This is a genomic window from Arsenophonus endosymbiont of Crataerina pallida, from assembly GCF_964020125.1.
Classification (GTDB): domain Bacteria; phylum Pseudomonadota; class Gammaproteobacteria; order Enterobacterales; family Enterobacteriaceae; genus Arsenophonus; species Arsenophonus nilaparvatae.
Window position 1 is genome coordinate 2452793 of record NZ_OZ026540.1, and the last position, 25765, is coordinate 2478557.

Genomic DNA, 25765 nt, shown 5'->3' on the forward strand with positions numbered 1-25765 from the left:
GCGAATGGCTTTATTGTAGCTTAACTCCTGTTATGCAACAAAATAGAGTTGATAAAATTATCAGTAATTTGTTGATAAAAATTGTCAACCAACTGCTTTGCTAACGTTATTGATAATTATAGTAACTTTAATTTATTGCTGACACGATATTGCTTAGATTGTTGCCAGTGGTTTAATTTTCTTGCCAGCATCGGATGGCCACTTTCTCGATTACTAATTCTTATTTGTTATTTTGATTCTCTGGCAAGTTATGTTTTTTCAGTAGTCCCCTTAATTGGTGATAAGTTAATTTTAATTGTGAAGCGGCCAAGCGCTGATTAAACTGGCTTATTTGTAATGCCTGTTCGAGCAAATTTTTTTCTGCCACCTGCTGCCATTGTTTCAAATCAATGGGAAGTTGAGGTAGCTCATCGTTTTCTTTTGTTACCACCGACATCATTGACTCATTAGCAAAGGGATTGAAGACAATCAAATCTAATGGTTCAGCTCTATCGCCATGACGATAGACGGAACGCTCAATAACATTCTTTAATTCACGTACATTACCCGGCCAGGGATAAGCTGACAGGTTTTTTTGTGCTTTAACAGTAAATCCAGGGAAAAAAGAGAGATTGAGCTCACGGCACATATTAATTGCGAAATGTTCAGCCAGTAACATAATATCGGCTAATCGCTCACGTAAGGGCGGAATGTGGATGACATCAAAGGCCAGACGGTCAAGTAGATCGGCACGAAACAAGCCTTTGCTAGCTAATTGGGGTAGATCAGCGTTGGTTGCGCAAATAAGCCTAACATCGACTTTAAGGCTTTGACTACCACCGACACGCTCTAGTTGGCCATATTCGATCACCCGTAATAATTTTTCTTGTACAATCATGGGGGCGGTTGCCAACTCGTCAAGGAAAAGTGTGCCTCGATCTGCCCGTTCAAATCGGCCTAAATGTCTTTTTTGTGCTCCAGTAAATGCGCCTGCTTCATGACCAAATAATTCGGAATCTAATAAATTTTCATTCAGTGCACTGCAATTAAGGGAAACAAATGGTTCTTGCCAACGTGGTGAAAGGTAATGAAGACGGCTAGCAATCAGCTCCTTGCCTGTTCCTCGCTCACCTGTAACTAAAACCGGTTTACTCAGTTTGGCAAGTGCAGAAGTTTGCTCCAGTATTTCTAAGAAATTATCTGCAGTGCCAAGAATATTATCTGTAGAGAGTTGCATGGTCATTTTAGCCATTTATTGGTCATTTTAATTAATCTGCAAATTATAACGAAAATTAGAATAAAAGATAACAAAATAAAAATTTAATTATTTCATATGGTTATATTTTTTTGTAAAATTGGCATGAATATTGTTTATCAATGATTAAGGTTAAAAAAATTTAATGACAAATCAATCATTCAATATTAATTAAGGAATTTATCGATGGGCATTTTCACACGTTTCGCAGATATCATTAATGCAAATGTTGCTTCTTTACTTGATAAGGCAGAAGATCCACAAAAAATGATCCGTTTAATGATCCAAGAAATGGAAGATATGTTAGTTGAGTCTCGTTCAATCTCGGCACGCACTTTAGCTGAGCAGAAAGGATTAGAGCGCCGTATTGCTAGCGGTGAAAAACAAGTTATACAATGGCAAGAAAAAGCAGAACTGGCGCTAGTTAAAGATAAAGAGGATTTAGCTCGCGCGGCATTAATTGAAAAGCAAAAAGTGGCTACCATTATTGATACACTGAAAAGTGAGCTAATTATGGTAAATGAAACATTAGTACGTATGAAAGACGAGATTGCTGAATTAGAGCAAAAACTGACTGAAACACGGGCAAAGCAGCAAACTATGGTATTAAGGCATCAAGCCGCGCAATCCAGTCGTGATGTGCGTCGTCAATTAGATAGTGGTAAATTGGATGAAGCATTATCACGGTTTGAACAGTTTGAGCAGCGGATCGATCATATGGAAAGTGAAGCGCAAAGTTATCATTTAGGTAAACAAAAATCCTTAGACCAACAGTTTGCTGAATTAAAAGCTGATGATGAAATCAGTCAGCAATTGGCTGCGTTGAAAGCTAAACTGAACAAACAAGAGTAATCTATTGGTAGCCAAAATTAATGATGAATAAGGAAATGTGATGGGCTCTATATTTATTGGGTTAGTTTTATTGATCTTTGTTATCTTTATTCTGCCTATTTGGTTATGGTGCCACTATGGTAAAAAAGGAAATAGCCATAGTCAATTGACGCAGAATGAGATCCAGCGACTAACGCAGTTAGCCGAGCGAGCACAACGCATGCAGCAACGTATTAAAGCGCTGGAAGATATTCTGGATGCAGAGCATCCAAATTGGAGGCAAATATAATGGCAAAAATGGGCGCGCGAAAACTTTATCGACGTACTGATCAACGTATGATTGGGGGTGTTTGTGCCGGGTTGGCGCATTACTTTGATTTACCGGTTAATTTAGTACGGGCACTGGCGGTTGTGGCATTATTCTTGGGATTTTTTGCCATTACCATCGTTATTTATCTGTTAATGTGGTTTTTTATCGAACCGGCACCGGCAGGTTATCAGGATGAAACTGATATTAGTGTTAAAGTGACTAAGTTAATGAATGAAATCGATCAGCAATTGAAAGCGGGTGAAAAAAAACTGCGCCAAATGGAGCGCTATATCACTTCTGATAGTTTCAGTATTGATAGTCGCATCAATAAATTGTAACTAACTATCAAATTAGGGTAGAGTGAATAATGCTCTACCGTAAAATCATTAAACTTGTGCGTAAGTTGTTATGGGAGAAATATGAAAAGATTGCGAAGTGAGCTTAGTGAACTGGTCAATCGAAGCGTAGATCGTCATGTCCGTTTAGCGGTTACCGGGCTTAGCCGTAGTGGTAAAACGGCATTTATTACCTCGCTGGTTAATCAGTTACTACATGTGCACAGTGGGGCGCGTTTGCCACTGTTTTCCGCCGCAAGAGATGGCCGTCTATTAGGTGCAAAACGGATCCCGCAGAAACATTTTAATATTCCTCGCTTTGCTTATGACGAAAATATAGCAGCACTGTACCATTCTCCTCCTCAATGGCCGACTCCTACCAGTGGGATCAGTGAAATATGTTTGCAACTACGTTATCGATCGCAACAGAGTTTGCTACGCCACGTCAAAGAGACTTCTAATTTATATATTGAAATTATTGACTATCCAGGCGAATGGTTGCTGGATCTGCCTATGTTGACTCAGGACTATTTTAGTTGGTCGCGGCAAATGCAACAGCTATTAAAAGGCCGTGATAAGGAGGGTGCACAGCAATGGTTGCAACTTTGTCAACAGTGCGACCCCTTTGCAGCGGCTGATGAGAAATTATTAGCTAATATTGCTCAGGTTTACACCGATTACTTGGTTTTTTGTAAACAACAGGGGCAATATTTTATTCAGCTAGGGCGATTTGTATTACCTGGTGATCTTGCTGGGGCACCGGTATTGCAGTTTTTTCCTTGGCCCAATATTGATACAACAGATGAACTGAAATTAAAGCAAGCGGACAAACAGTCTAATATTGGTATGTTGCAACAGCGTTATCACTATTATTGTCAAAAAATTATTAAGCGTTTTTATAAAGATTACTTTCAACATTTTGATCGGCAAATTGTTTTAGTTGACTGTTTAGCTGCATTGAATAACGGTCCGGCAGCATTTAATGATATGCAGGCCGCATTAACCCAAATTATGCGTAGCTTTCATTATGGTAAACGGACACTATTGCGCCGCATGTTCTCACCACATATTGATAAATTACTTTTCGCGGCAAGTAAGGTTGATCATATAACCCATGATCAACATGCCAATTTAGTTTCATTGCTCCAGCAATTAGTTCGTGCAGCCTGGCAAAATGCCGCTTTTGAAGGGATCAGCATGGATTGTCTGGCACTAGCCGCAATTCAGGCAACAGAAAATGGCATGATTGAATATCAGGGAGAACGGGTACCTGCCTTAAAGGGACATAGATTAACAGATGGTCGATTAATGACTTTTTTTCCAGGTGAGGTACCACGGCGTTTGCCTAAAGCTGATTTTTGGTTAAAGCAGGGATTTGATTTTGAATCTTTTCGGCCTCGCGAAACAGCGACTGATCAACCTGTTGCTCATATTCGATTGGATAGTGCTTTAGAATTTTTACTCGGAGATAAATTGAAATGAGTAAACCGCTAAAATCCCGCATCGATTTTGATGAGTCTTTGCCGGCAAACAAAAAAACAAAGTTAAAAAAAGCCAAAGAGTTTGATCAATTAGCGCCTGAACAATTTGCGGCTAGCAGCCACGAAGCAGAAAATGACGAACGAGAAGGTGAAATTGAGGCATTGGTCAATGCTGCACTCAAACCGCGCTATAGTTTTTGGCGTAAACTGGTGGTTATTGCTTTAAGTTTAATCGTAGTGAGTATTTTTGCTCAAACCGGCCAATGGATCTACCAAGCGTGGATAAAGCAAAATTGGGTTTCTTTAGCTATTGTCGCGGCTGGTGGCTTAATCATTATTGCTGCTATTGGCGCCATAATAACTGAATGGCGGCGGCTTTATTATTTAAAAGAACGTAGTCAAGAACGCATCCAGGCTAGAGAATTTTTGCAAAGTCATGGTATGCATGGCGGGCGGGAATTTTGTCAAAAGCTAGGCAAACAATCGGCGATAGGCTTAGATCATCCGGCGATGAAACGTTGGCAGACAACAATCCATGATAGTCATAATGATAAAGAAATCGTGACACTTTATAGCCAAATAGTGCAACCTATTTTGGATGAGCAGGCTAGCAAAGAGATTAATCGTTCATCAGCTGAATCGGCGTTAATGATTGCCGTTAGTCCTTTAGCTATTGTCGACATGGCATTTATTGCCTGGCGCAATATTCGATTGATTAATCGCATTGCAGCTATTTATGGCATTGAGCTAGGGTATTATAGCCGTATCCGATTATTTAAAATGGTATTACTTAATATTGCTTTTGCTGGAGCAAGTGAGTTGGTGCGTGAAATTGGCATGGATTGGTTATCGCAAGATATTATGGCCCGGCTCTCTACACGAGCGGCTCAAGGGATCGGAGCCGGTTTACTCACAGCTAGATTAGGTATTAAAACGATGGAGTTATGCCGTCCTTTACCGTGGATGGATGATAAACCTAAATTGGCTGATTTTCGTCGTCAATTATTCAGCCAGTTAAAAAATATTATGCCAACAAGCGTTGAGCATAAAAATATTTAACTAATTCACCATCAAGCTTAATTGGGTAATTTTTTAATTAAGATCCCTGTTGACTAAATGGTAAGCAGCAATATTAGATTAATGCTTATCCGTTTATCATTTCTGGTGCTAGTGTTTATGTTATAAAACGTTTTCTATGGTAGCTTAATAAATAAAAATGCATACTTAATTAATTGAATAGTAAAGTATATAGATATAAGGTTCTCAGGGATGCGATTAGAAGTGATTTGCCAAGATCGAATGGGACTAACACGTGAATTACTTGATTTACTTGTTTTACAAAACATTGACCTTGAAGGGATTGAAATTTCACCAAATCGTAATATTTATCTCAAATTTGCTCAAATTGACACTACGACGTTTCAACTGTTAATGACTGAAATTCGGCGTATTCGTGGTGTTAAAGATGTTAAGACGGTCTCTTTTATGCCTTCTGAGCATGAAAAAAAATTATTATTAACTCTATTAAATACATTTCCTGATCCTATTTTTTCGGTCAATGCTAAAGCTCACATCGAATTAGCCAATTCAGCGATGTTAAAATTGTTCGCTATTGATAATAATCAGTTAAAAGAAAAAAAATTTAATCAGCTAATAAATCACCCGCTTTTGGCAAAATTACTAGAGCAAAATAATTTACAATCTTATTCTGAACAAGTGGTAATTAAAGGTAATAAATATTTGCTGCAGGTTACGCCAATTAACAACCATAAAGCAACGGGTTCGATTGAAAATGCAGGCGCCATTATTCTACTAAAAGTATTACCCGCAGAGCAGCAGTATCAAGCAGATAAAATAGCAGCAGCAGATAGTTTTGCTCACATCATTGCAGTCAGTCCCAAAATGAGCCAGCTGGTTGAGGATCTAAAAAAAATAGCTTTACTTGATGAACCGCTTCTATTGGTTGGGGAAACCGGAACGGGTAAAGATATTTTAGCTAAAGCTTGTCACTTGCAGAGCATCAGAGGCGATAAACCTTTCTTAGGGCTTAATTGTGCATCGATGCCAGAGGATGTGGTAGAAAACGAGTTGTTTGGTTATGCTGCAGGGGCTTATCCAAATGCCATTGAGGCTAAAAAAGGATTTTTTGAGCAAGCGAATGGAGGTACTGTTTTACTTGATGAAATTGGTGAAATGTCGCCACAAATGCAGATCAAACTATTACGTTTCTTAAATGATGGTACCTTTCGTCGGGTAGGTGAAGAGCAAGAAGTTAAAGTTGATGTCAGAGTGATCTGCGCGACACAAAAAAACTTGCTGGAATTAGTTGAAAAAGGGCAATTCAGGCAAGATTTATACTACCGCCTGCATGTATTAACGGTGAACTTACCCCCGCTGCGTGAACGACAAGCTGATATAATACCGCTTACGGTAGAATTTGTTAGGCAATTTTCACAAGAACAAGGTATTGAAAAACCGAAACTTTCGCCTAAGTTAGGGCATTACCTTACCAGTTATCACTGGCCTGGTAACGCGCGGCAGCTACGTAATGTTCTCTATCAGGCCTTAATTCAATTGGCAGGACGAGAATTAACGCCACAAGATATTCATTTGCCAGATCTAAAAGATATTTCATTGTTTAGCGCCGATCAATTAAATGGTACCTTAGATGAATTAACAAAACATTTTGAAGCTTCAATATTGGCGCGACTTTATCAAGATTATCCAAGTACGCGTAAATTAGCTAAACGGCTTAACGTATCGCATACAGCAATTGCAAATAAGTTGCGGGAGTATGGATTAAGTCATAAAAAAGAGAGTGAGGGTGAGTGATAGTGTAATTTGGATCAAGATAGCGATAAGTTTTATCGCTATCGAATTAAAACTAGACAAATAGTTTAATTAAAAAACAGATATTTTTAGTAATTATTAATATCACTATTTTAAGGCATTAAGAGCGGCATCATAGTCGGGTTCATGGGTGATTTCATCAACTAATTGACTATAAATGACTTTATCGTTTTCATCGATGATAACCACAGCACGCGCTGCTAGTCCTTTTAATGGCCCAGAGGTCATTTCTACGCCGTAGTCTTTACTGAAGGTAGGTGCACGAAAAAACGATAATGTAACTACATTCTCAAGGGCCTCGGCGCCACAAAACCGGCTCTGTGCAAAAGGAAGATCGGCAGAAATACACAATACAACACTGTTTTCTAGTTGGCTGGCTATTTGGTTAAACTTGCGAACAGAGCTAGCGCAAACACCGGTATCAATACTGGGAAATATATTAAGAATTTTTCGTTTGCCTTGATAATCTGACAAGGATTTTTCTGCAAGATCGCTCGCTACAAGGGTAAATTGTTTAGCTTTATCACCAGGTTGCAAGAAAGTACCATTGATAGCAACACCTTCCCCTTTGAAATTTGTACTAGTTGACATCTTATCCTTTCCTTCTTAATAACATTTAGTTCAACAATTCTAAATGAAAATAATTAAGTTTCCTATCTAAATCGTTACAACAACTTGTGTTATATCTAATTGTTTTAACCAAATTATTTTCTATAATTATAATAACATCGGGATATAATATGAAAATCTATATGCTTCGCTATAGAACAGCATTAGCAATATTCTTTTTAAATTGTATCGTCAACACTAAACCTGCCGTGGCTGCGTTGGTGGTTAGAGGGGACTTATTAGCTGAAAATATGTTATGGCGACCTTACGCATTTGTCGTAGTGATTATTGCAGGATTAATCATATGGGCATCTTGGTTGTTGACATCCTTAAACGAAGTCAGGGCATTGAATAAAAAACTCACCGTTGACCTCAATAAACAGATAGCCATCACGACTAATGCTTTTCAGTCAATAAGGGCAATCAATGATATTGCACGAATTAATAGTGAAACCCGTCAGCGTAAAGCGGTTGACTCTGAAGCAACACAAGCAGCAATTAAAACGCATGTCGCCAATCGGGATTGCGCCAATCGCATTATCCCTAATGGTGCTGTTGTCGAGTTGCAGCAGCACACAAATCGAATACGTTCAGACTCCTCACATTCCAGTACCATCTCACCTACTCGCTGATTGCTTACCGCCAGTAATCACGGGTATGATGACATGGCGTGATAGCCTGATACTCAATGAGCAGTTACTGACAGTGATTGAGCAGTGTAATCTTGACAAACAGGCGATAAGGCGAATTGAGGAGCAGAGAGATGATAGTTGAGAACGAAAAACAAACGGAATATCTACAGCAGTACATCAAATCACAGTGTCAATTTCATTAAAAAGAAAATCAATAATATCCTAGGGGTCAATTTGACCTCTTGTAATAAAAACAATGAGATATGTGTCAATGAATCGTTAATTGGCGCATTTAAATCTTAACACTCACTGCGCCCTCACCGCGCATTAATCAAACACAGAACCTTACAGAAAGTCGAGCCTGAGAATCGCCGTTTAAAATGGTGCTTTTTCGGTGGGCGGCTTTTCTGTGTGAGCAGGTTCGATTTTCTATAAGGAAAAGCACGATGAATAGCGTTTTAACTTTTAAAGAGAAAAGTATTACTCCCTTTGACAAGGGAGATAACAAAATTTGGTTTACAAGTAAACAAGTAGCTGAATTGCTGGCTTATTCGAAGACTAAATCGGTAACGAATTTATACAATGCTAATGCTGATGAATTTACTTCTGCGATGACCGAGGTCATCACAACAGTGACCTCGAATAAATCAAAGCGAGGAGCCAATCTTCAAACTAAAGTACGTTTATTTTCTCTGCGCGGTCTTCACTTGTTAGGCATGCTTGCTGATACGCCAGTTGCTAAAGAGATACGTAAATGGGTACTTAATTTGATAGAAAAAGAAGAGATTGATAAAACAACTTTAGCCTCTCTCGATATTAATGAATTGAAGGATTTAACCATTGGCGAAATGCAAAACAGGTTGGTTGCTGCGAATAAATGGTCTTTTGACAATTTTGGTAGAAAAGGAAGCGACTTAATGAACTTACGTAAGCGTCATCTGAATAAGATACGTAAAGCAGAAAAAACCATTATGGCACTTTCTCAATTAAGACTACCAGGATTTGATGATACGCCAAATGGAGATAATTCAGTATGACCCCAGAACAATTCATCGAAGCGAATGTCAAGGCCGAGTTATTAAAGCTCGGCTTTTCTCTATCTGTAGCAAGTTTAGCCACAAGTGAAGCGATTCGCTATTACCGCAAACAGCCAGCGAGTAAACGAGGCAAGATGATAGCGGATTGTCTCAATCAGGCTAAACGGTGGGCGAAGCGTGCAGCTAAAAATAAATATTAATTTGAAACAGGAGCAATCATGAAAGAAATTACTGAAGAACAACAAATGCGCCTTGATATTTTAAGGTTGGTATTACTCGATACGGCGGCAGCGCAAATCACCATCGATTTTGTAAAAGATGAAAGCTTAAATTTGAGATATTTCGAGATTTATGGCATGAGTCCGGTGCAGAAAGTACCCCTGTCGCCCGTGCGCAAAAGTCAATCCAAAAAGGGAAAGAGGCTTTACTCTTTTTCCAGTAAACCTGGCGAGTAGATTATGGTAATTATCACAATGAAAGATGCGTCAATAAAAACTCCATCATTTCAATTGCTGAAGTAGTTTAAGGAGTAAATATGGCGGCCCCAAAGGGAAATCGATTCTGGGAAGCCAGAAGTAGTCACGGGCGTAAACCTGTATTTGAAAATCCAGATCAGCTATGGCAAGCATGTTGTGAATATTTCGAATGGATAGAAAATAACCCGCTAAAAGAAGAAAAAGTATTTTCATATCAGGGAGAAATAACGCATACAAACATATCAAAAATGCGAGCAATGACAATTTCAGGACTTTGTTTGTTTTTAGATATAGCTGATAGTACTTGGCAAGCTTATAGAGCTAAAGATGGTTTTTCGGCAATCACGACACAAGCAGAAAAAATTATCTACGATCAGAAATTCTCTGGCGCAGCCGCTGATCTGCTGAATGCAAACATTATTGCTCGTGATCTTGGTTTGAAAGAACAATCACAAGTAGAAGATATCACTAAATACAAGGGTGATAGAGATAAACGTCGTTCTAGAATAAAAGAGTTATTTAACCGTGGAAGATCTTGATCTGATTCTTGATAAATTGAGTGATGAAGAGCAAATTGAATTACTTGATTTACTTGAAGAAGAGGAAGAATACAAAAAAACTCATAAATTATTTGAATATAATCCATATGAAAAGCAGCGTGAATTCATCGAAGCGGGTGATGAATTTACTGAAAGATGCTTCATTGCAGGAAACCAGCTAGGTAAATCTCTAACCGGTGGTGCCGAAGTGGCATTTCATTTCACCGGACGCTACCCTGGTACAAAAGGTTACCCTAATGATGGTGCGTGGAAGGGAAATTGGAAAGATAAAATATTCAATGAGCCTGTTGTTTTTTGGATCGGTGGAGAAACAAACGAAACTGTTACAAAAACAACTCAGCGCATTCTATGTGGACGTATAGAAGAAAATAATGAACCTGGTTATGGCCTCATTCCAAAAGAAGACATCATTAGCTGGAAAAAATCCCCTTTTTATCCGAACCTTGTAGATCATCTTCTAATTAGACATAGAAATAAAGATGGTGTTGAAGATGGAATGTCAATTTGCTATTTCAAGCCTTATTCTCAAGGTCGTGCAAGATGGCAAGGTGACACTGTTCACGGTGTTTGGTTTGATGAAGAACCACCTTATGCAATCTATTCTGAAGGTTTAACCAGAACAAATAAATATGGACAATTTTCTATTCTTACCTTTACTCCATTGATGGGGATGTCTGACGTAGTCACCAAGTTTCTTAAGAATCCATCAAAGCATCAAAAGGTAGTTAATATGACTATTTTCGATGCAGATCATTACAACAAAGAAGAAAAAGAAAAGATTATCGCTTCTTATCCTGAACATGAGCGTGATGCTCGTGCAAAAGGTATTCCGACGATGGGAAGCGGTAGAATATTTCAAATCCCCGAAGAATCAATTAAATGTCAGCCATTTGAGTGTCCAGAGCACTTCTACGTTATCGATGGTCAAGATTTTGGCTGGAATCGCCCGCAGGCACACATCCAGTTGTGGTGGGATAAAGACGAAGATGTTTTCTATCTGGCTAGAGCATGGAAAAAGTCACAGAATACAGCGGTTAAAGCGTGGGGAGCGGTTAAATCTTGGGCTAATAAAATTCCGGTAGCTTGGCCACATGATGGTTATCAGCATGAGAAAGGTGGTGGTGAGCAATTAAAGTTGCAGTATGCGGATGCGGGTTTCTTGATGCTAAAAGATCATGCCACATTTGCTGAAGGGGGTAATTCTGTTGAATCTGGAATAACAGAGCTACGTGATTTAATGCTTGATAATCGATTCAGAGTGTTCAATACCTGTGAACAATTTTTCGAAGAATTTCGTCTTTATCATCGTGATGAGAACGGCAAAATAGTTAAAACAAATGACGATATTCTCGATGCAATCCGTTATGCCTACATGATGCGTCGTTTTGCCAAAATGTTACGTGAAATAAAAAAACCAAAACAGATAAAAATACCTGCCCCTATCAGGCCGGTAAGGAGAAATAATGGTCGATAAAAATGAGCGGCTAGAAAAAATACTGCGAAAATTCGACCTTGATTATAGCGCATCAGAAAACACAAGGAGAGAAGCACGGAACAATTTATTTTTTAGCCGCGTGTCTCAATGGGACGATTGGTTAGAAAGCTATGTTACGTTGCAGTATCGGGGGCAGTTTGATGTAGTGCGTCCTATGGTGCGTAAACTCGTTGCTGAAATGCGTAAGAATCCTATCGAAGTAAAGTATCGTCCAAAAGATACTGCCCCAGCAGATGCTGCTGATATTTTAATGGGCATGTATCGCACAGACATGCGTAATAACTGTTCTAAAATAGCCGTTAATGTCGCTGTAAGAGAGCAAATAGAATGTAGTTATGGCGCATGGCGTATTGTCACTGATTACGAAGATGAAAATCCAACAAGCAATAATCAGGTTATTCGAAGAGTTCCTCTTCATGAATCATGTACGCATGTTATCTGGGATTGCAATTCAAAAGAAATAGATAAGTCTGATGCTAAAAATTGCACAATTATTCACGCTTTAAATACAGAGGGTTGGGAAGAATTTGCTGAAAAATATGGTATTAATACAAAAATAATGCCTTCATTTCAATCTCCAAACAATGATTTATTATTTACATGGTCAAGTGGGAAAACAATTTACATCGCAGAGTACTATGAAATAGAAGAAAAAAAAGAGAAGGTTTTTGTTTATTACAACCCTATGGCTGGTGATTTACAAAGTTACTATGCCAGTGAAGTAAAAGAAAATATGGATCGCCTAGCACAGGAAGGTGCTAACAAAGTCGGCGAGCGAACAGTAAAACGCTGTAGAGTATACAAGTCAATTATAACCAATACGGCGATATTGAAAGATAGAATTCAAATTGCTGGCGAACATATTCCGATAGTGCCTGTTTTCGGCGAATGGTCATTTTTTGATGACACCGAATTATATGAAGGCGTTGTTAGATTATCAAAAGATGCTCAACGATTGCGTAATTTTATATTATCTAAAGGTGCCGATACGGTTGCCAAGTCTCCTAAGAAAAAACCCTTCTTTTATGCTGAACAAATCGCCGGATATGAACATATGTATAGCGGCGATGATGATTATCCCTATTACTTACTTAACCGAACTGATGAAAATAAAGGTGATCTACCTCCTGGCCCAATCGGTTACATGGAAAATGCTGAGATATCACAAGCTGATGCGGGTATGTTAGAAGCCGCAACAACAGCAGCAAAAGAAACCGCCAGAGTGGGTGTTGATGTTGAAGCAGCCAATGGTCAAGTAGCATTTGATACAGTTAATCAACTTAACAGTCGTATTGATTTAGAAACCTATGTATTTCAGGATAATTTAGCTATCGCTATGCGTAGAGATGGTGAGATTTATGCATCAATAGCTAACGAAATTTATGATACACAGCGAAAAGTTATCACAACATCAGAAGATGGAAGTGAAAATAGTATCGAATTAATGACTCAATCTGTTGATTTTAATCAAGGAAAAGTTGTTACTTTAAACGACATTCGCGGAAGATATGAAACTTACACGGATGTTGGGCCATCATTTCAATCGCAAAAAGATGCCGCAAGAGCTGAAATTGGCGAACTGATTACAAAAGTCCCGCCTGAACATCCGATCTGGAATGTCATGATGCTGACATACGCCAACATGATGGAGGGGAAGGGTGTTGAATATATCCGCGATTATGCTAACAAAGAACTGATCACTAGTGGATTGAAGAAGCCTGAAACTGATGAAGAAATGCAATGGTTAGCAGAGGCACAACAAGCATCACAAAATCAGCAAGACCCGTTGATGGAAGCCGCTATTGCTGAGCAAATGAAAGCTCAGGCAGAGATAGCTAATGCTCAAAACAGGATGGCTGAAACGCAAATAAAAGCATTTACTGCCCAACAGCAAGCAGCCGAATCACAAGCTAACGTCGTTTATAAACTTGCCCAAGCAAAAAATATCGATGAAAAAGCAGTGATGGAAGCGATAGAGCTGTTGAGTAAGGTTGCACAACAGCAACAAAGTAATCTCCCTACCGGCAAATCAGCCGAGATTCCTCAAACCATGTAAGAGAGTTAAATCATGAGTGATACCACCGAAATTCAGCGACAAGTTGAAGAAGATTCCCTGTCTGTTAGTCAGACTACATCATCAATAAATGAAATGGTTATTGATAAAACAGATGGAAGTCATGAACAAAGTGATGGTTTCGATATTGTTCTGAATGACGATGAGAAAAAACCGGAAAGTAAGCCAAATGAAAATGCTAAATATGCTGCCAGGCGTGTTGCAAGAAAAAGACAACACGAAATAGAACAGCAAATGAAGGCAATAGAAAATGGTGAACTTCCTGAGCAATTACGTGTTAATCCTGAACTTCCAGATCAGCCTAAAATTGATGATTATTTATCAGATAAGGCTTTAGAAAAGTATGATTATGATACTTATAAAGCGCAGGCTGCTTATCAAGCTGCATTACAAGATTGGCAAATGAAATCATTAGATGCCAGGAGTAAAGCTGTAGCAGATCAGGGTAGAAGAACGCAGGAATACGCACAGCAAAGTCAAGAAATCGCTAAAGCTATGCGTGCTCATTATGATGCGGCTGATAAGCTTAATTTAGCCGATTTTCAGGAAAAAGAAGATGCAGCATTGCAGATATTACCACAGGGTGTTGATGCTGCTATTGCACAAAACTTTCCTGAAAAGTCAGCCGCCATCATTTATTACCTCGGATCTAATCCAGATAAAGCACGTGAAATATTTAGCAAAAATCCAGTCCAGATCACTATCGAATTAACTCGATTAGCTGATCGTTTAACTCTCAAGCCGCGCGGTAAGCAAATATCAAATGCACCTTTAGCAGATGAACCGCTAAGTGGTGATGTCACGGCAGCTAATATATCTAGTTTGCAAAAACAGATGGATGCAGCTGCAAGCAAAAGCGACGTTGATACTTACAGACAAATTAAGGCTAAATTACGAGGAATAAATAATGGCTTTAAATGAAGGTCAGATTGTTACATTAGCCATTGATGAAGTTATTGAAACAATAACTAACATGACACCTATGGCAAGTAAAACAAGTAAATATACACCTCCTGCTGCTTCTATGCAGCGTTCAGGAAATACGATATGGATGCCAGTAGAACAAGAGGCTCCAACGCAGGAGGGATGGGATTTAACTGAAAAAGAAACAGGTATCACGGAATTAAATGTAGCAGTTAACTTAGGTGAACCTGATAATGACTTTTTTGGTTTGCGTGCAGATGATGTACGTGATGAAACTTCTTATCGGCGAAGAATTAATGCATCAGCTATAAAATTAGCAAATAACTTAGAAGTTAAAATAGCTAATATGGCCGTAGAGATGGGATCATTGGTTGTTTCTGATAAAGATCAAATAAATGTAGATCCAGCAAAAGGATGGGATTTTATGTCACAAGGTGAATCCCTTATTTTTGCAAGAGAACTAAATAGATCTTCTGGTTTATCATGGTTTTTTAACTCAGATGATTATCGTCGTGCCGGCTACAATTTGGTAGGAAGAGATTTGTATGGCAGAATTGCAGAAGACGCATATAGAAAAGGTAATATTCAGCGTCAAGTTGCTGGTTTCGATGATGTTATGCGGTCACCTAAGTTACCATCTTTAGAAGCATCAGAAGCTACAGGAATTACAGTAAAAGGCGCGCAGTCTTTTAAACCAATATCATGGAAATTGGATAACGATAATAATAAAGTTAATGTTGATAATCGTTTTGCAACTGTAACTTTATCAAGCACCACAGGATTAAAGCGTGGTGATAAAATATCTTTTGCAGGTGTTAAATTTTTAGCGCAATTAGCAAAAAATGTTTTAACTCAAGATGCTACTTTTTCTGTAGTACGTGTTATCGATGAAACTCATGTTGATATTACGCCAAAACCAATAGCGCTAGATGATACTACTTTGTTACCTGAGCAACGAGCTTATGCAAATGTAAATACTTCTCTTGCTGATGGCGCAGCAATTAATATTCTTAATACTGCCACAGTTAAATCTAATGTTTTCTGGGCTGATGATTCTATTCGAATTATTTCCCAACCTATTCCGGCGAGCCATGATCTGTTTGCTAGAATGAAAACTACCTCATTAAATATTCCAGATGTCGGTATTAATGGCATTTTTGCAACTCAAGGTGATATTTCAACCCTGACAGGTCTTTGCCGTATTGCCGTCTGGTACGGAGTAAATGCTACTCGACCTGAGGCGATTGGTGTTGGTCTTCCTGGACAAAAAGCATAGAAAATAGAGAGCCTAGGCTCTCTTTTCTTTTTGGAGTTAAATAATGAAAAAGATGCTTTACAAACCTAATGGTGATGTAAATGTTTGGGGAATGATGCTTCAAACAACCGTTGTAAATATTGATGAAGTTGAAGAATATCTCTCTGATGGATGGCATTTAAATCCTAATGACACAAAAATATTTACAGAGCCAGAAAAGAAACCAAGAAAATACAATAAAAGGGTTAAAAATGCAGACAACGGCGAAGGGTGATCTTGTCATTGCTGCATTACGAAAAATTGGTGTTGTTTCCGATGCAACTTTAACAGACCTCGAACCACAATCACTTGAAGATGGCGTTGTTGATTTAGAAACAATGATGTCAGAGTGGTATGAAGATGGAAATGGAATTCATACAGGATATAAATTTTCTGCAGATGATACGCCAATAGATCAGAGTGAAGAGCATGGTATCAATAAGAATGCTATCAATGCGGTAATTTATAACCTGGCTACTCGTATTGCGCCCGATTATCAAATACAGCCTTTGGACAAGATAATTAATACTGCCAGATATGGTAAAGAATTATTAATGCGTCATTGCTCAATTAAACGCGCTAGAAAAGCCAGATCGCATTATCCAAATGGTTTCCCTATTGGTTCCGGTAATCGTTTCGCTACAGCGAATGGATATCGATATTTTCATCGGATTAATAAAAATGTCAAAGATACAGATTCCAATTGCTAAAGGTCTTGGTAAAGACTTTAAAACAGCTGATTATATTGATGCTTTACCCGTGAATATGCTGGCAACACCTAAAGAGGTGCTTAATGCTGCGGGTTATTTAAGATCATTTCCTGGTATTGAAAAAAAACAGGCAGTGAACGGCATATCACGTGGCGTGCAATTTAATACAAAAAACAACACTCTCTATCGGGTCTGTGGCAATAAACTTTATCTTAATGGGAAAGAAATTGCTGACATTTTAGGTAATGACAGAGTTTCCATGTCACATTCTGGCAACAGTCAGGCCGTTTGTTTTGAAGGGAAATTAAAATTTTATCGCTATGACGGTACAGAGAAAGCATTATCAAACTGGCCAAAGGATAAATACCCGCAATATGATTTAGGCGAAGTGATTGATGTTTGTCGAAATCGGGGACGTTACATCTGGCTACAAAAAGGCGGTGAACGATTTGGTGTAACTGATCTGGAGGATGAATCTAAACCGGATAGATATCGCCCCTTCTATCGTGCCGAATCTCAGCCCGATGGGATTGTTTCCGTCGATTCATGGCGAGATATGATTATTTGTTTTGGTTCTTCTACGATAGAATACTTTTCATTGACAGGTTCTTCTGACACTTCCCAACCCATCTATACGGCTCAGCCAGCTTATATGATTCAGTCGGGTATTGCAGGTCGGGATTGTAAATGTCGGTATCAGGATAAATACGCCATCCTAAGCCATCTGACTCCAGCGGAAATTAACGCATTAAAAATGACCGGAATAATAGCTATTTTTACGGGTACCAGTGATAAAGAAGAAGGATAATAACCCTTCTATCAATATGAACTGTTACAGTGCACATTATTTCCCATGCGATAGCAGTTTGTTGATACGTTACCATGTGGAATTGCAGGTGGGTAATAAATCTCAGGGCGGTTTGCTTTGTTTTCTATAGCTTGCATAGTGCTCATTGCTTGATATCCAAGTAACGCCTGTTGAATAGCTGTGCCTTGAGCTTGCTGGTCAGCTGCTTCCTGTCGTTGAATGTTGACATATAAATTTTGCAGCTCAAGGCGAGCCTGAGCGTCACTGATTTTTTTCTGATCTACAAGTTGCCCTAACATTTTTGCTGCTAAGACATACAGTTTCGGAGTGGAAGAAGAAGCCATGCGAGAATCGTTCTTAACGCTGTAATCAAGGCAGTTAGCCATTTCGCTGAGCTTAGGATATATCTGCTCACAACTGGCTTGATAGTCACTGACTTTTGCACAGCCAACCAAAAGTAAAGAAATCATAATTGATAATTTATTCATGTCTTAACTTAATCCTAAATGTTTAGGCCAATGTAATCATTGCTGAATGAATAGTTATTATTTACAGATATTTTTATTTAAGTTGAAGCTAACTTTAATTAAATACACACCATGATTATAGTGTAATTATATATTTTTGGAGAAAAAATGTCAGGCATTAACCCTAATGTTGTCGTCAGTATGCCCGCTCAGTTATTCACCCTGAGAAGAAAGTTTCAGGCATGCACAAACGGTAAAATCTATATCGGTAAGATTGATACCGATCCGACTGTACCCGAAAACCAGGTCAAAGTGTATATTGAAAATGAAGATGGTTCAACGGTGCCTGTTGCTCAACCCATTATTATTAATCAATCTGGATTCCCAGTTTATAATGGCCAGATAGCCAAATTCGTCACGGTAGAAGGCCATTCAATGGCTGTCTATGATGCTTATGGCGCACAACAGTTCTATTTTCCAAATATATTAAAGTATAACCCTGATAGATTTAAAGAACAGGCGGAAAAGTATATTGAAAAATTAAAGGGAACGATTAAACAAACGACAGGTAACTCAACAACCGAGGTGATGAGCCAAAAAGCCTGTACGGATAGTTTTGCCAAGAAAGACTCAAAAGAACCCCTCAAGGTAGAAAGATTGAACGTTGAATCATCCACGGGTGACACGATTTTCAATTTGGGTGGCACTAACGGTTTTAGCGGTGCTGAGTTTGCTTACGTCAGAAATTCAAAAAGAACGCAGGTGCATGATACGGGCACAAAAACAACGGTTTTATTTCCGCAAAAAAACGGCACGCTGGCGATACAGGAAGATAACTATACTAAAACAGAAGTCGATGCAAAAATAAATTCGGCTAAATGGATGACAAATAAATCGGCAAATGGTTGGCTGAAAGATCCGAATACGGGCCTGATTATTCAATGGGGATATAGAAGTAAAGAAGGTAATTCTTATACCATTAATTTTCCTACTGCATTTTCTTCATCTGTCTATAGTATAACGACGAGTTCTAAAGCGCATAGAACAGACTCTGGTGTTATGTTTATAGGAATTGCTTATGATGTAACGAAAAGGGGATTTAATTATTATGTAAGGAGTATATCGGGTGGCAGTGATATGTTTATGGACGGTTATTATTGGATGGCGATAGGAGTATAAAATGGAGACATCATATCGATTTGGAGAACAAATGTATTTTAGTGCAAGTGAGTTAGCCTGGTATGCAGGCTCAATGAAAATGGATTATATCAATGCCGGTAGCTGGGATTATAATGCTAAACCTGTCCCTGAAAGCGTTTATCGTGAATTTGCGCTTAATCCGCCCCCACTCGGTAAAATGTTAGGTGCCAATGAAAAGGGTGACCCAATTTGGGTTGATATCCCTCCTAGACCAAAGAAAGAATTAATCGCAGAGGCTGAGAATGAAAAAAGAGGGCTAATGCAGTGGGCAACTGACGCGATTATCCCCTTACAAGATGCGGTTGATTTGGAGATGGCAACAGAGGACGAAATAACACAGCTCAGGAATTGGAAACTGTATCGATTAAATGTCTATCGTACGGATACCTCAACCGCGCCTGAGATAGATTGGCCTGAGAAGCCTGAATAGCCCCATTCAAGGGGCATGATATTAGCAGCGTTGGAGGAAATGGGTCAATTCCGCTTTATGCCAGTTTGAAAGGGCACCATTTAGCATTAGCTGGTTATCCTGTGCAGCTTGAAATAACAAAGTTTCTATCTCAGCAATAACTTTATCTGCATTTTCACGTTTGCGAATAATTCGTTTAATGGCTGTTTTTTCTGCATCTGCTATCACATCTTGAAGCTCTTCCGTTACCTGCCAGATACGCTCACATTCAGAAGCGATAGAAGGGACTAGCCGGACTTCCATAGGATAAGGTGAGGGAATACCTGTCACTTCCCTTAACGCATACCAGATAGCATTATTCCATGCTTGTTTGAAACGAAAGTTTTGCGTCATAAGTGCAATGATACGGGCGAGATTCTGAGTATCTTTATTGCTAAACTTTTCGTGAGCTTCGGGTTGGTATTGAGGGTGCTCATATTTGCCTGTTTTACGGATAGATGGGAGAACTTCATTTGTTACCCATTTGCGAAAACGATGAGGTAGCGTTCCTTGTTTGACTGCATCACGGGAACGTAGTACTAAAGTGTACATGCCTGATTCTGAGATAATGTTTGCCTCTCCTTGACGCCCTAACTTAAAGTTAGATCGTTCATCTCTGTCTAAAATTTTCAAGGCTTTAGATGGGTTTTGAATATCAAGGGCGTTGCATACATCTACAGCAACGAACCATGGTTCATCATCAATAAGGACAGTGCGAACTAAATGATCTTCAAAAGTGAATGGTGTAATAGATAATGTGGTCATATGACCTCCAGTGGTTACTTAAATTCTTCACCGCTAGAGTTGATAATCTCATTGGCGGTGAGCTGAACAGGGTTATCAACACCGGAGTAACCGCCGGCCAACCTTTCGGTTGCCCCATCCAGCCCACCATTGAATTGTGGCTAGATTACGACATTAAAAAACACGCTCGCGGCGTGTGATATGTCGCGGTTACTTCAAGCAGGTTGATAATCCCGACATCTGATTTTTCAGATGCAGATAAACTATAGCGCATGATTTCTTCTTTCGTCAATGTTTTATTATGCTGCTGCAATTCCATTCATCATGACACCTAACAATCTGGGAAACTGGTTATCGTAGAAGTGAGGTTGCGTTTGACGTGGGTTATTCGGGTCAGTCAGATTTTTACCAAACTGCAATCCTTTCTCTGTCAATGACCAGAATAATTTTTCCTTGTCAGGATGTTTGCTACTTGGACGTGCTTTACGTTCAACAATCCCCAGAAGTTGTAACCGTTTGAAGCCAGATTGAGGGCTATAGGGCTTGCCATGCAGTAGTAAAAGTTCCGTAAAAGAATGTGTCACTTCGCTTGACATTGTCAAGCTGCCTTCTGGTGCATCAACAGCGTAAGCAGGTAGTATATCCGGCATCCCAAGGGAAGATTGCAGTTTTTTCATTGCGCCAAGTAGCCCAGAAGGGGCAATACGCAATTCTTGTTTGTAGAATGCCAGCATTGCTAATCCAGCCTTAACTTTATCGGTTAGCGGTTGTGTAGGTGTAGCAATAACTTCATCGAACGTGCGAATAACTTTGAGATGGAAAGCAGCACTAATCCACATGGCGTACGCGTAAACTAGTTCTTTAGCAACGTATGTTCCTTGCTCTACGCCTCCTCGAATGACTGATACCGGAATTCCGTCCTCGTTCAAAAATTGTTCAATTAATTCTTGAGTTTGTTTATTAGCAAGCCAATATGCAGGACTGTCTTTTTTAAGATCACCAGCAGCTTTATGCAGATCATTTAGGCAATAGCGCCCGAAAGCATCTTGACGGACAACGGTATTTTCGATAACGACTAATTTAGACATAAAAATATTTCTCCGTAATGAAACGAATGAAGGTATTAACGTGAAAGATTTTGCAGATTGAACCTGAAATCCGTTATACTTACCAAAAAGGAGGATTCCCTATGGGTCAAGTTGCATTTGATACATTAAAATTTGTTGAAACGCTTGAAGGTGCTGGTTTACCTAAAGACCAGGCAAAAGCTATATCTCTGGCTGTTCGTGAATCGCACGAAGCGGTTGATGTAGCGACTAAAGCTGATATTACCGAAGTCAAACGTGATATAGCTGATGTTCGCAAAGACATGGCTGCTCGTTTCGAAAAAAATGAAGCTCAAATAGCCGATGTTCGCAAAGACTTATCTGCTGAGATAGCTGATGTTCGCAAAGACTTATCTGCTGAGATAGCTGATGTCCGTAAAGACTTATCTGCTGAGATAGCTGATGTTCGCAAAGACTTATCTGCTGAGATGAATTTACGTTTTGAGAAAACTGATGGTCAGATAGCGTTGATTCGTAAAGACGTTGAAACTATTGCTACTGGATTACTTTTAAAACTTGGTGGTGTAATCGTTGTGACTATTAGTGCTGCAACGGCAATACTGAAATTCTTCTAATTCTTGCACTATAATTATCATTGGGCTGTTAGCTGAATGGTATAGCAGGGGATTTAATTCTTCGGTTGCAGGTTCAAGTCCTGCACAGCCCGCCAATTTCACGATATATCTTCATCAGCCTTCGATTCTCTTTTTTAAGACGCTCATTTTCTTTTGTTAAGCACTGTATAATTTCCTTGAAAGTTCTTGTTTCCATGTCGTCGTCATTCCATATATCAATGCTGCTTAAGTATTTTGCATCGCTCAAATGACGACTACCATTAGTTACTCCAACCAAATTGCCCATATTGGGATGTTTCGCTGTTACAATGCGTGGATTATCGAGCTCCATAAGCAGACTCCTTCTTATTGCGCTGTTTGGTTTAACCAGTCAGGGCGTTCACCTTTACCCAAGTAAAAATCCAGAATGTCAAGTAAACGAGGGTAGAATTCAAGTGCTTTTCTACCGTCCATCCCTGAGATTTCTTCTTTGGTAAATTGCCGCCATTTCTCTACCGAATGATGCTGACATCCAGCACGCAGATATTCTCCATTTGTGATTGGATAGGTTTCACCGATGATCATAAATGTAAACTCTGGCAGGTTGGCTCCATATAGGTTGGCTTCACGTAGTTTGGCTCCATATAGGTCGGCTTCAAATAGGTTGGCTCCATATAGGTTGGCTTCACGTAGTTTGGCTCTACACAGGTTGGCTCCATATAGTTTGGCTCCACGTAGGTCGGCTTCACGTAGGTTGGCTTCAAATAGGTTGGCTCATATAGTTTGGCTCCACGTAGGTCGGCTTCACGTAGTTTGGCTCCATATAGTTTGGCTCTACACAGGTCGGCCTTAGATCCATCCTCGCCAAGCGACTCTACCCAAACTTTATGTTCATCAAGTATTTTTCTTAATTCATCGCTGTTCATTTTTTACCCTTAATTTCGGCAATAAAAAAGACCTGATTAGGTCTTATACATTTGTGTGAGATAGGATGTATGCCGAGTGCATCTCGGTGTCCGATTACAGTCATCACGGACGGGTAAACGCAATCAAACTCTATTTAGCTATTTGAAAGATAATTTATAGTGTTGACTGTCCCACGGGCGCAGAGCCGCATTCACACATCCTTGAATTTATTAGTTGCCTGTCTTTTCACCACATCAGGCTCGGTGGTTTCTCCTGTACCCCTACAGGGAGATATGAGCTAAAATAATCTCACCCTTACAGAGTGAGAAAATTAAGCCTATGAACAACACTTGGTGGCAGGAATTTGTTCGTTTCTTCCTGCAAGGAATAACACTAAACCGATTGATTTATATGCTTATTATCTTGATAATATTAATAATTATTACACCAACACAGATAAAAGAATGGATAAATTTTTACAATCCTGAAATTATTCCAAATTATTGGATGTACTACATTCTATTATTTTGTGTTAGTTATGTTATGTCTTCCATTCTCGGCGCCACCTACAATTTTATAAAGCCTTTTTATTACTCACTGTTAAATTGGATATATAAGCGTAAAGCCGAAAAATATATAGACCAATTAACGGATGATGAGAAAGACTTTATTTGTCTGTTTTTAGATTTGAAGTACCCAGTAAATAAATTCAATAGGAATAACCCGCTGATAGAAACATTGGTTCAAAAAGGGATCCTGATTGATTTGGGCACATTAGCCTATCAGCAAGATAAAAATCAGTATAAAATTAATGAGTATTATTCCTCTTTGATTATAATAAAGCTTTCATCTAGATGGGATTAAACTTTAATTAAATACAAATCTGGATTTTATTATTGTTCATTTTTTGACTTCTCACGCTGCTCTATAATATATTCAGCTAGCCTTAGAAATTGTTCTTCAGGCATTTTAATATTTGCAATTGTTTCTCTTGTCAGTCTGGTATTTTCATCATCGATCCATTCTACTACATGCTTAAAAAATGATATTGAGCCAATTCTATTCTTAGTGTCACCGAAAGATGAATAGCCAAAGTGATCAGCGTATTGGCTGATGCAATCAGCACTTTCTTTGAATATAATTCTTTTATCTTCGCAATCGATGGTCATTTTTTATCCCCTTAAATTTCCCATTTGAACCTGTTATTGCAATGAAAGATTGCAAATATGATTTAATTGCCTGCTTTTAACCACGTCAGGCAAGGTGGTTTCATCGTTCCCCAACGAATGAAATCATGTATAATCAATTCACCCCAACGAATTGAGAATAATTAATGGAGCTTTTAGCGATCATTGGTCGTGTTATTAATAGCGAACCTCTGGAGAGGGTTATGTGGTTTGTCATTATTTGGGTTTCACTATTAATGCTCAGCCCTGAATCTTGGGGACAGAGTGTTAATGCAAAGATTGGAATACCTCATGTTTGGCATGTGTTTGTTTTTGCGCTTTCTTTTGTGCTTGCCCTTAATACACAAAGAGTGGTCAAGTTATTTAGAATGGAATTAGCTTTAATTATAGATAATAGAAAACTGGCTAACCATAAAAATAAGATTGCTTTTCAAATAGCTAATCTTTCATATGAAGAAAAAACCTATTTGGCAATGTTTGTAGATACCCGTAAAAAATTTTTAGGCGGTAACCGTGGAGATTTGATAATTAACTCATTAATTGAAAAAAACATTATCTACGATGTTACAAAACATTTAAGTACAAGATATTCAGATTACTTTACAATTAATCCAGAATATTTTTACGAGTGCGCCAAGCAGCTTACCTGTTTCTTTGATGAAAAGAAAAAATAAAGAAAAAACTCCACGATATACAATCGGAAAATACAAAGTTACTTGAGGCTATTAACGAGAAACAAGAGTCTATACTGCTCCTTGAGCAATCTCTCGCTGAAGCACAGGCAAAAATGCTGACAAAGAGAAATGGGCTTCTGAGTCTCTTGAGTATGAAGCATGGAGCTTGATGACTGGAACGACTTTCTATCGCAAGAAGCTTTCTTCTGATTCCATTGGAAAATATTCCTATTTTTGTGCTAATCGTTGACCTCCTCCTCGCCCTAAAGTACGAGGAGGAGGTCAAACGGTAATTAGATCTTCATCGGCATAATGATTACGGACACGTTCTCGCTTAATTCGACAATTGATGCATTGTCATTACCGTTAGGTTTAATTTTTATTGATTGGTATTTGGGGTTATAAATCTTGGCGACTTTCTGTATATCTGCGAGATAACTCGCATTAAAGCCAATGATTGAAACAGGTTTATTTTCCTTTGGTATCATTTGCTCTATGTTAGGATATTCCCCGTCAATAACCTCACAGATTGCTGCACCAACACGTAATTCATCTTCATCAAAATAAGTCACAATTCCAGAGTGGGTATCAATTTGTGCCTTATCAAATCGAGTAAATTTTGTGCCTTTAATTGAAATAATCACGTTTTCATGCAGCGCTTCAGTTTTATGCTCACCAATAAAGACCCGATAACCGTCAGTCGAATAAAGTTTATTGTCAGGCGCAAAACAGATGCCGTTAAGATAATATCTGACATCACATTTAGCCTGAAAAATCATTGCACTGAGAAGCGCTTTTTTATCGACCGTCAAAATCATT

Annotated in this window: 35 protein-coding genes and 3 pseudogenes; 26 read left to right on the forward strand and 12 right to left on the reverse strand. The window is 38.8% G+C overall.

Annotation, left to right across the window (positions count from 1 at the left end):
- Positions 1-220 precede the first annotated feature (220 nt).
- Complete coding sequence (gene pspF / locus AACL31_RS13000) at positions 221-1216, reverse strand: phage shock protein operon transcriptional activator (RefSeq protein ID WP_339053215.1); 996 nt, start codon at positions 1214-1216, stop codon at positions 221-223.
- Positions 1217-1420: 204 nt separating this feature from the next.
- Between pspF and pspA the strand changes: the two genes are divergently transcribed.
- The 6 genes from pspA to tyrR all read left to right on the forward strand — a co-directional run bounded on the left by pspA (position 1421) and on the right by tyrR (position 7023).
- A complete protein-coding gene (gene pspA / locus AACL31_RS13005; RefSeq protein WP_310512953.1) occupies positions 1421-2086 on the forward strand; it encodes a phage shock protein PspA in 666 nt (221 codons plus the stop codon).
- Positions 2087-2126: 40 nt separating this feature from the next.
- Positions 2127-2354 (forward strand): envelope stress response membrane protein PspB, encoded by a 228-nt coding sequence (gene pspB, locus AACL31_RS13010; protein WP_032114952.1) that lies wholly within the window; start codon positions 2127-2129, stop codon positions 2352-2354.
- Positions 2354-2713: an envelope stress response membrane protein PspC gene (gene pspC / locus AACL31_RS13015; RefSeq protein ID WP_032114953.1), complete on the forward strand. Its 360-nt coding sequence runs from the start codon at positions 2354-2356 to the stop codon at positions 2711-2713. Before pspB ends, pspC begins: the two co-directional genes overlap by 1 nt.
- Positions 2714-2794: 81 nt before the next feature.
- Positions 2795-4192: a YcjX family protein gene (locus AACL31_RS13020; protein WP_339053216.1), complete on the forward strand. Its 1398-nt coding sequence runs from the start codon at positions 2795-2797 to the stop codon at positions 4190-4192.
- The gene (locus AACL31_RS13025; protein ID WP_310512951.1) at positions 4189-5250 is read left to right on the forward strand and encodes a TIGR01620 family protein; all 1062 of its coding nucleotides are present in this window, start codon (positions 4189-4191) and stop codon (positions 5248-5250) included. Before AACL31_RS13020 ends, AACL31_RS13025 begins: the two co-directional genes overlap by 4 nt.
- 210 nt (positions 5251-5460) lie before the next feature.
- Positions 5461-7023: a transcriptional regulator TyrR gene (tyrR, locus tag AACL31_RS13030; RefSeq protein ID WP_310512950.1), complete on the forward strand. Its 1563-nt coding sequence runs from the start codon at positions 5461-5463 to the stop codon at positions 7021-7023.
- Between the two features lie 105 nt (positions 7024-7128).
- Here tyrR and tpx read toward each other — a convergent pair whose 3' ends face one another.
- Positions 7129-7632 carry a thiol peroxidase gene (gene tpx / locus AACL31_RS13035; protein WP_032114958.1) on the reverse strand — a complete coding sequence of 168 codons (504 nt, stop codon included), beginning with the start codon at positions 7630-7632 and terminating at the stop codon, positions 7129-7131.
- Positions 7633-7781: 149 nt separating this feature from the next.
- Here tpx and AACL31_RS13040 point away from each other — a divergent pair, with 149 nt between their 5' ends.
- The 14 genes from AACL31_RS13040 to AACL31_RS13095 all read left to right on the forward strand — a co-directional run bounded on the left by AACL31_RS13040 (position 7782) and on the right by AACL31_RS13095 (position 17660).
- Positions 7782-8282 (forward strand): hypothetical protein, encoded by a 501-nt coding sequence (locus AACL31_RS13040; protein ID WP_339053217.1) that lies wholly within the window; start codon positions 7782-7784, stop codon positions 8280-8282.
- On the forward strand, positions 8197-8424 hold the full coding sequence (lysC, locus tag AACL31_RS21055) for an Rz1-like lysis system protein LysC (RefSeq protein ID WP_422389251.1): 228 nt from the start codon (positions 8197-8199) through the stop codon (positions 8422-8424). The genes AACL31_RS13040 and lysC overlap by 86 nt, the downstream gene beginning before the upstream one ends.
- The gene (locus AACL31_RS21060; RefSeq protein ID WP_409014165.1) at positions 8414-8485 is read left to right on the forward strand and encodes a hypothetical protein; all 72 of its coding nucleotides are present in this window, start codon (positions 8414-8416) and stop codon (positions 8483-8485) included. Before lysC ends, AACL31_RS21060 begins: the two co-directional genes overlap by 11 nt.
- A 243-nt stretch (positions 8486-8728) precedes the next feature.
- Positions 8729-9319, forward strand: coding sequence for a BRO-N domain-containing protein (locus AACL31_RS13045; protein WP_310513620.1), 591 nt, complete (start codon positions 8729-8731; stop codon positions 9317-9319).
- Positions 9316-9519, forward strand: coding sequence for a hypothetical protein (locus AACL31_RS13050; protein WP_339053218.1), 204 nt, complete (start codon positions 9316-9318; stop codon positions 9517-9519). Before AACL31_RS13045 ends, AACL31_RS13050 begins: the two co-directional genes overlap by 4 nt.
- Before the next feature lie 18 nt (positions 9520-9537).
- Positions 9538-9774, forward strand: coding sequence for a DUF2560 family protein (locus tag AACL31_RS13055; RefSeq protein ID WP_422389252.1), 237 nt, complete (start codon positions 9538-9540; stop codon positions 9772-9774).
- Between the two features lie 80 nt (positions 9775-9854).
- Positions 9855-10334 (forward strand): terminase small subunit, encoded by a 480-nt coding sequence (locus tag AACL31_RS13060; protein ID WP_310512943.1) that lies wholly within the window; start codon positions 9855-9857, stop codon positions 10332-10334.
- Positions 10321-11829, forward strand: coding sequence for a terminase large subunit domain-containing protein (locus AACL31_RS13065; protein ID WP_310512942.1), 1509 nt, complete (start codon positions 10321-10323; stop codon positions 11827-11829). Before AACL31_RS13060 ends, AACL31_RS13065 begins: the two co-directional genes overlap by 14 nt.
- Entirely contained in the window at positions 11819-13906 is a 2088-nt protein-coding gene (locus AACL31_RS13070; protein ID WP_339053219.1) for a portal protein, read from the forward strand. The genes AACL31_RS13065 and AACL31_RS13070 overlap by 11 nt, the downstream gene beginning before the upstream one ends.
- A 12-nt stretch (positions 13907-13918) precedes the next feature.
- The gene (locus tag AACL31_RS13075) at positions 13919-14845 is read left to right on the forward strand and encodes a scaffolding protein (protein ID WP_310512940.1); all 927 of its coding nucleotides are present in this window, start codon (positions 13919-13921) and stop codon (positions 14843-14845) included.
- Positions 14832-16124 (forward strand): P22 phage major capsid protein family protein, encoded by a 1293-nt coding sequence (locus AACL31_RS13080; RefSeq protein ID WP_339053220.1) that lies wholly within the window; start codon positions 14832-14834, stop codon positions 16122-16124. Before AACL31_RS13075 ends, AACL31_RS13080 begins: the two co-directional genes overlap by 14 nt.
- A 43-nt stretch (positions 16125-16167) precedes the next feature.
- Positions 16168-16377 carry a hypothetical protein gene (locus AACL31_RS13085; protein WP_310512938.1) on the forward strand — a complete coding sequence of 70 codons (210 nt, stop codon included), beginning with the start codon at positions 16168-16170 and terminating at the stop codon, positions 16375-16377.
- Positions 16355-16852, forward strand: coding sequence for a packaged DNA stabilization gp4 family protein (locus tag AACL31_RS13090; protein WP_310512937.1), 498 nt, complete (start codon positions 16355-16357; stop codon positions 16850-16852). Before AACL31_RS13085 ends, AACL31_RS13090 begins: the two co-directional genes overlap by 23 nt.
- Positions 16824-17660 carry a packaged DNA stabilization protein gene (locus tag AACL31_RS13095; protein WP_339053221.1) on the forward strand — a complete coding sequence of 279 codons (837 nt, stop codon included), beginning with the start codon at positions 16824-16826 and terminating at the stop codon, positions 17658-17660. Before AACL31_RS13090 ends, AACL31_RS13095 begins: the two co-directional genes overlap by 29 nt.
- Before the next feature lie 11 nt (positions 17661-17671).
- Here the strand turns inward: AACL31_RS13095 and AACL31_RS13100 are convergent, their stop codons facing one another.
- On the reverse strand, positions 17672-18148 hold the full coding sequence (locus AACL31_RS13100; RefSeq protein WP_310513154.1) for a hypothetical protein: 477 nt from the start codon (positions 18146-18148) through the stop codon (positions 17672-17674).
- A gap of 147 nt (positions 18149-18295) precedes the next feature.
- On the opposite strand from AACL31_RS13100, the pseudogene AACL31_RS13105 reads away from it, so the two are divergent.
- The 3 genes and pseudogenes from AACL31_RS13105 to AACL31_RS13110 all read left to right on the forward strand — a co-directional run.
- Positions 18296-18641, forward strand: a pseudogene (locus tag AACL31_RS13105) (phage head-binding domain-containing protein); the annotation flags it as partial.
- Positions 18642-19009: 368 nt separating this feature from the next.
- The gene (locus AACL31_RS21065) at positions 19010-19306 is read left to right on the forward strand and encodes a gp53-like domain-containing protein (protein ID WP_409014164.1); all 297 of its coding nucleotides are present in this window, start codon (positions 19010-19012) and stop codon (positions 19304-19306) included.
- A 1-nt stretch (position 19307) separates the two neighbouring features.
- On the forward strand, positions 19308-19757 hold the full coding sequence (locus AACL31_RS13110) for a tail fiber assembly protein (RefSeq protein WP_310513153.1): 450 nt from the start codon (positions 19308-19310) through the stop codon (positions 19755-19757).
- A gap of 21 nt (positions 19758-19778) precedes the next feature.
- Here the strand turns inward: AACL31_RS13110 and AACL31_RS13115 are convergent, their stop codons facing one another.
- The 3 genes from AACL31_RS13115 to AACL31_RS13125 form a co-directional block, all read right to left on the reverse strand.
- Complete coding sequence (locus tag AACL31_RS13115; protein WP_339053222.1) at positions 19779-20540, reverse strand: Bro-N domain-containing protein; 762 nt, start codon at positions 20538-20540, stop codon at positions 19779-19781.
- 145 nt (positions 20541-20685) lie between these two features.
- Positions 20686-20838 (reverse strand): hypothetical protein, encoded by a 153-nt coding sequence (locus AACL31_RS13120; RefSeq protein ID WP_339053223.1) that lies wholly within the window; start codon positions 20836-20838, stop codon positions 20686-20688.
- Positions 20819-21607, reverse strand: a complete 789-nt coding sequence (locus AACL31_RS13125; protein ID WP_339053224.1) for a KilA-N domain-containing protein — start codon at positions 21605-21607, stop codon at positions 20819-20821. Before AACL31_RS13125 ends, AACL31_RS13120 begins: the two co-directional genes overlap by 20 nt.
- Positions 21608-21708: 101 nt before the next feature.
- Here AACL31_RS13125 and AACL31_RS13130 point away from each other — a divergent pair, with 101 nt between their 5' ends.
- Positions 21709-22200: a coiled-coil domain-containing protein gene (locus AACL31_RS13130; protein ID WP_339053225.1), complete on the forward strand. Its 492-nt coding sequence runs from the start codon at positions 21709-21711 to the stop codon at positions 22198-22200.
- Between the two features lie 73 nt (positions 22201-22273).
- On the opposite strand, the gene AACL31_RS13135 is transcribed toward AACL31_RS13130, so the two are convergent.
- From AACL31_RS13135 to AACL31_RS13150, 4 genes and pseudogenes are all read right to left on the reverse strand, one after another.
- Positions 22274-22531 carry a hypothetical protein gene (locus AACL31_RS13135; protein WP_339053226.1) on the reverse strand — a complete coding sequence of 86 codons (258 nt, stop codon included), beginning with the start codon at positions 22529-22531 and terminating at the stop codon, positions 22274-22276.
- 14 nt (positions 22532-22545) lie between these two features.
- On the reverse strand, positions 22546-22764 hold the full coding sequence (locus AACL31_RS13140) for a hypothetical protein (protein ID WP_339053227.1): 219 nt from the start codon (positions 22762-22764) through the stop codon (positions 22546-22548).
- Positions 22765-22803: 39 nt separating this feature from the next.
- Positions 22804-22887, reverse strand: a pseudogene (locus AACL31_RS13145) (pentapeptide repeat-containing protein); the annotation flags it as partial.
- Between the two features lie 104 nt (positions 22888-22991).
- Positions 22992-23105 (reverse strand): annotated as a pseudogene (locus AACL31_RS13150) (hypothetical protein); the annotation flags it as partial.
- Positions 23106-23424: 319 nt separating this feature from the next.
- Here AACL31_RS13150 and AACL31_RS13155 point away from each other — a divergent pair.
- Positions 23425-23949, forward strand: coding sequence for a super-infection exclusion protein B (locus AACL31_RS13155; protein ID WP_310513160.1), 525 nt, complete (start codon positions 23425-23427; stop codon positions 23947-23949).
- Between the two features lie 29 nt (positions 23950-23978).
- On the opposite strand, the gene AACL31_RS13160 is transcribed toward AACL31_RS13155, so the two are convergent.
- A complete protein-coding gene (locus AACL31_RS13160) occupies positions 23979-24254 on the reverse strand; it encodes a hypothetical protein (protein WP_339053228.1) in 276 nt (91 codons plus the stop codon).
- Positions 24255-24418: 164 nt separating this feature from the next.
- On the opposite strand from AACL31_RS13160, the gene AACL31_RS13165 reads away from it, so the two are divergent.
- Positions 24419-24946: a super-infection exclusion protein B gene (locus tag AACL31_RS13165; protein WP_339053229.1), complete on the forward strand. Its 528-nt coding sequence runs from the start codon at positions 24419-24421 to the stop codon at positions 24944-24946.
- Between the two features lie 293 nt (positions 24947-25239).
- On the opposite strand, the gene AACL31_RS13170 is transcribed toward AACL31_RS13165, so the two are convergent.
- Positions 25240-25764 carry a hypothetical protein gene (locus AACL31_RS13170; protein WP_339053230.1) on the reverse strand — a complete coding sequence of 175 codons (525 nt, stop codon included), beginning with the start codon at positions 25762-25764 and terminating at the stop codon, positions 25240-25242.
- Position 25765: the final 1 nt, after the last annotated feature.

Excerpts from the sequence above, each read along its gene's own strand:
- pspF (WP_339053215.1), bottom strand. The coding sequence starts at position 1,216 with ATGCAACTCTCTACAGATAATATTCTTGGCACTGCAGATAATTTCTTA.
- pspA (WP_310512953.1), top strand. The coding sequence starts at position 1,421 with ATGGGCATTTTCACACGTTTCGCAGATATCATTAATGCAAATGTTGCT.
- pspB (WP_032114952.1), top strand. The coding sequence starts at position 2,127 with ATGGGCTCTATATTTATTGGGTTAGTTTTATTGATCTTTGTTATCTTT.
- pspC (WP_032114953.1), top strand. The coding sequence starts at position 2,354 with ATGGCAAAAATGGGCGCGCGAAAACTTTATCGACGTACTGATCAACGT.
- AACL31_RS13020 (WP_339053216.1), top strand. The coding sequence starts at position 2,795 with ATGAAAAGATTGCGAAGTGAGCTTAGTGAACTGGTCAATCGAAGCGTA.
- AACL31_RS13025 (WP_310512951.1), top strand. The coding sequence starts at position 4,189 with ATGAGTAAACCGCTAAAATCCCGCATCGATTTTGATGAGTCTTTGCCG.
- tyrR (WP_310512950.1), top strand. The coding sequence starts at position 5,461 with ATGCGATTAGAAGTGATTTGCCAAGATCGAATGGGACTAACACGTGAA.
- tpx (WP_032114958.1), bottom strand. The coding sequence starts at position 7,632 with ATGTCAACTAGTACAAATTTCAAAGGGGAAGGTGTTGCTATCAATGGT.
- AACL31_RS13040 (WP_339053217.1), top strand. The coding sequence starts at position 7,782 with ATGAAAATCTATATGCTTCGCTATAGAACAGCATTAGCAATATTCTTT.
- lysC (WP_422389251.1), top strand. The coding sequence starts at position 8,197 with ATGGTGCTGTTGTCGAGTTGCAGCAGCACACAAATCGAATACGTTCAG.
- AACL31_RS13045 (WP_310513620.1), top strand. The coding sequence starts at position 8,729 with ATGAATAGCGTTTTAACTTTTAAAGAGAAAAGTATTACTCCCTTTGAC.
- AACL31_RS13050 (WP_339053218.1), top strand. The coding sequence starts at position 9,316 with ATGACCCCAGAACAATTCATCGAAGCGAATGTCAAGGCCGAGTTATTA.
- AACL31_RS13055 (WP_422389252.1), top strand. The coding sequence starts at position 9,538 with ATGAAAGAAATTACTGAAGAACAACAAATGCGCCTTGATATTTTAAGG.
- AACL31_RS13060 (WP_310512943.1), top strand. The coding sequence starts at position 9,855 with ATGGCGGCCCCAAAGGGAAATCGATTCTGGGAAGCCAGAAGTAGTCAC.
- AACL31_RS13070 (WP_339053219.1), top strand. The coding sequence starts at position 11,819 with ATGGTCGATAAAAATGAGCGGCTAGAAAAAATACTGCGAAAATTCGAC.
- AACL31_RS13075 (WP_310512940.1), top strand. The coding sequence starts at position 13,919 with ATGAGTGATACCACCGAAATTCAGCGACAAGTTGAAGAAGATTCCCTG.
- AACL31_RS13080 (WP_339053220.1), top strand. The coding sequence starts at position 14,832 with ATGGCTTTAAATGAAGGTCAGATTGTTACATTAGCCATTGATGAAGTT.
- AACL31_RS13085 (WP_310512938.1), top strand. The coding sequence starts at position 16,168 with ATGAAAAAGATGCTTTACAAACCTAATGGTGATGTAAATGTTTGGGGA.
- AACL31_RS13090 (WP_310512937.1), top strand. The coding sequence starts at position 16,355 with ATGCAGACAACGGCGAAGGGTGATCTTGTCATTGCTGCATTACGAAAA.
- AACL31_RS13095 (WP_339053221.1), top strand. The coding sequence starts at position 16,824 with ATGTCAAAGATACAGATTCCAATTGCTAAAGGTCTTGGTAAAGACTTT.
- AACL31_RS13100 (WP_310513154.1), bottom strand. The coding sequence starts at position 18,148 with ATGAATAAATTATCAATTATGATTTCTTTACTTTTGGTTGGCTGTGCA.
- AACL31_RS21065 (WP_409014164.1), top strand. The coding sequence starts at position 19,010 with ATGACAAATAAATCGGCAAATGGTTGGCTGAAAGATCCGAATACGGGC.
- AACL31_RS13110 (WP_310513153.1), top strand. The coding sequence starts at position 19,308 with ATGGAGACATCATATCGATTTGGAGAACAAATGTATTTTAGTGCAAGT.
- AACL31_RS13115 (WP_339053222.1), bottom strand. The coding sequence starts at position 20,540 with ATGACCACATTATCTATTACACCATTCACTTTTGAAGATCATTTAGTT.
- AACL31_RS13120 (WP_339053223.1), bottom strand. The coding sequence starts at position 20,838 with ATGGAATTGCAGCAGCATAATAAAACATTGACGAAAGAAGAAATCATG.
- AACL31_RS13125 (WP_339053224.1), bottom strand. The coding sequence starts at position 21,607 with ATGTCTAAATTAGTCGTTATCGAAAATACCGTTGTCCGTCAAGATGCT.
- AACL31_RS13130 (WP_339053225.1), top strand. The coding sequence starts at position 21,709 with ATGGGTCAAGTTGCATTTGATACATTAAAATTTGTTGAAACGCTTGAA.
- AACL31_RS13135 (WP_339053226.1), bottom strand. The coding sequence starts at position 22,531 with ATGGAGCTCGATAATCCACGCATTGTAACAGCGAAACATCCCAATATG.
- AACL31_RS13140 (WP_339053227.1), bottom strand. The coding sequence starts at position 22,764 with ATGATCATCGGTGAAACCTATCCAATCACAAATGGAGAATATCTGCGT.
- AACL31_RS13155 (WP_310513160.1), top strand. The coding sequence starts at position 23,425 with ATGAACAACACTTGGTGGCAGGAATTTGTTCGTTTCTTCCTGCAAGGA.
- AACL31_RS13160 (WP_339053228.1), bottom strand. The coding sequence starts at position 24,254 with ATGACCATCGATTGCGAAGATAAAAGAATTATATTCAAAGAAAGTGCT.
- AACL31_RS13165 (WP_339053229.1), top strand. The coding sequence starts at position 24,419 with ATGGAGCTTTTAGCGATCATTGGTCGTGTTATTAATAGCGAACCTCTG.
- AACL31_RS13170 (WP_339053230.1), bottom strand. The coding sequence starts at position 25,764 with ATGATTTTGACGGTCGATAAAAAAGCGCTTCTCAGTGCAATGATTTTT.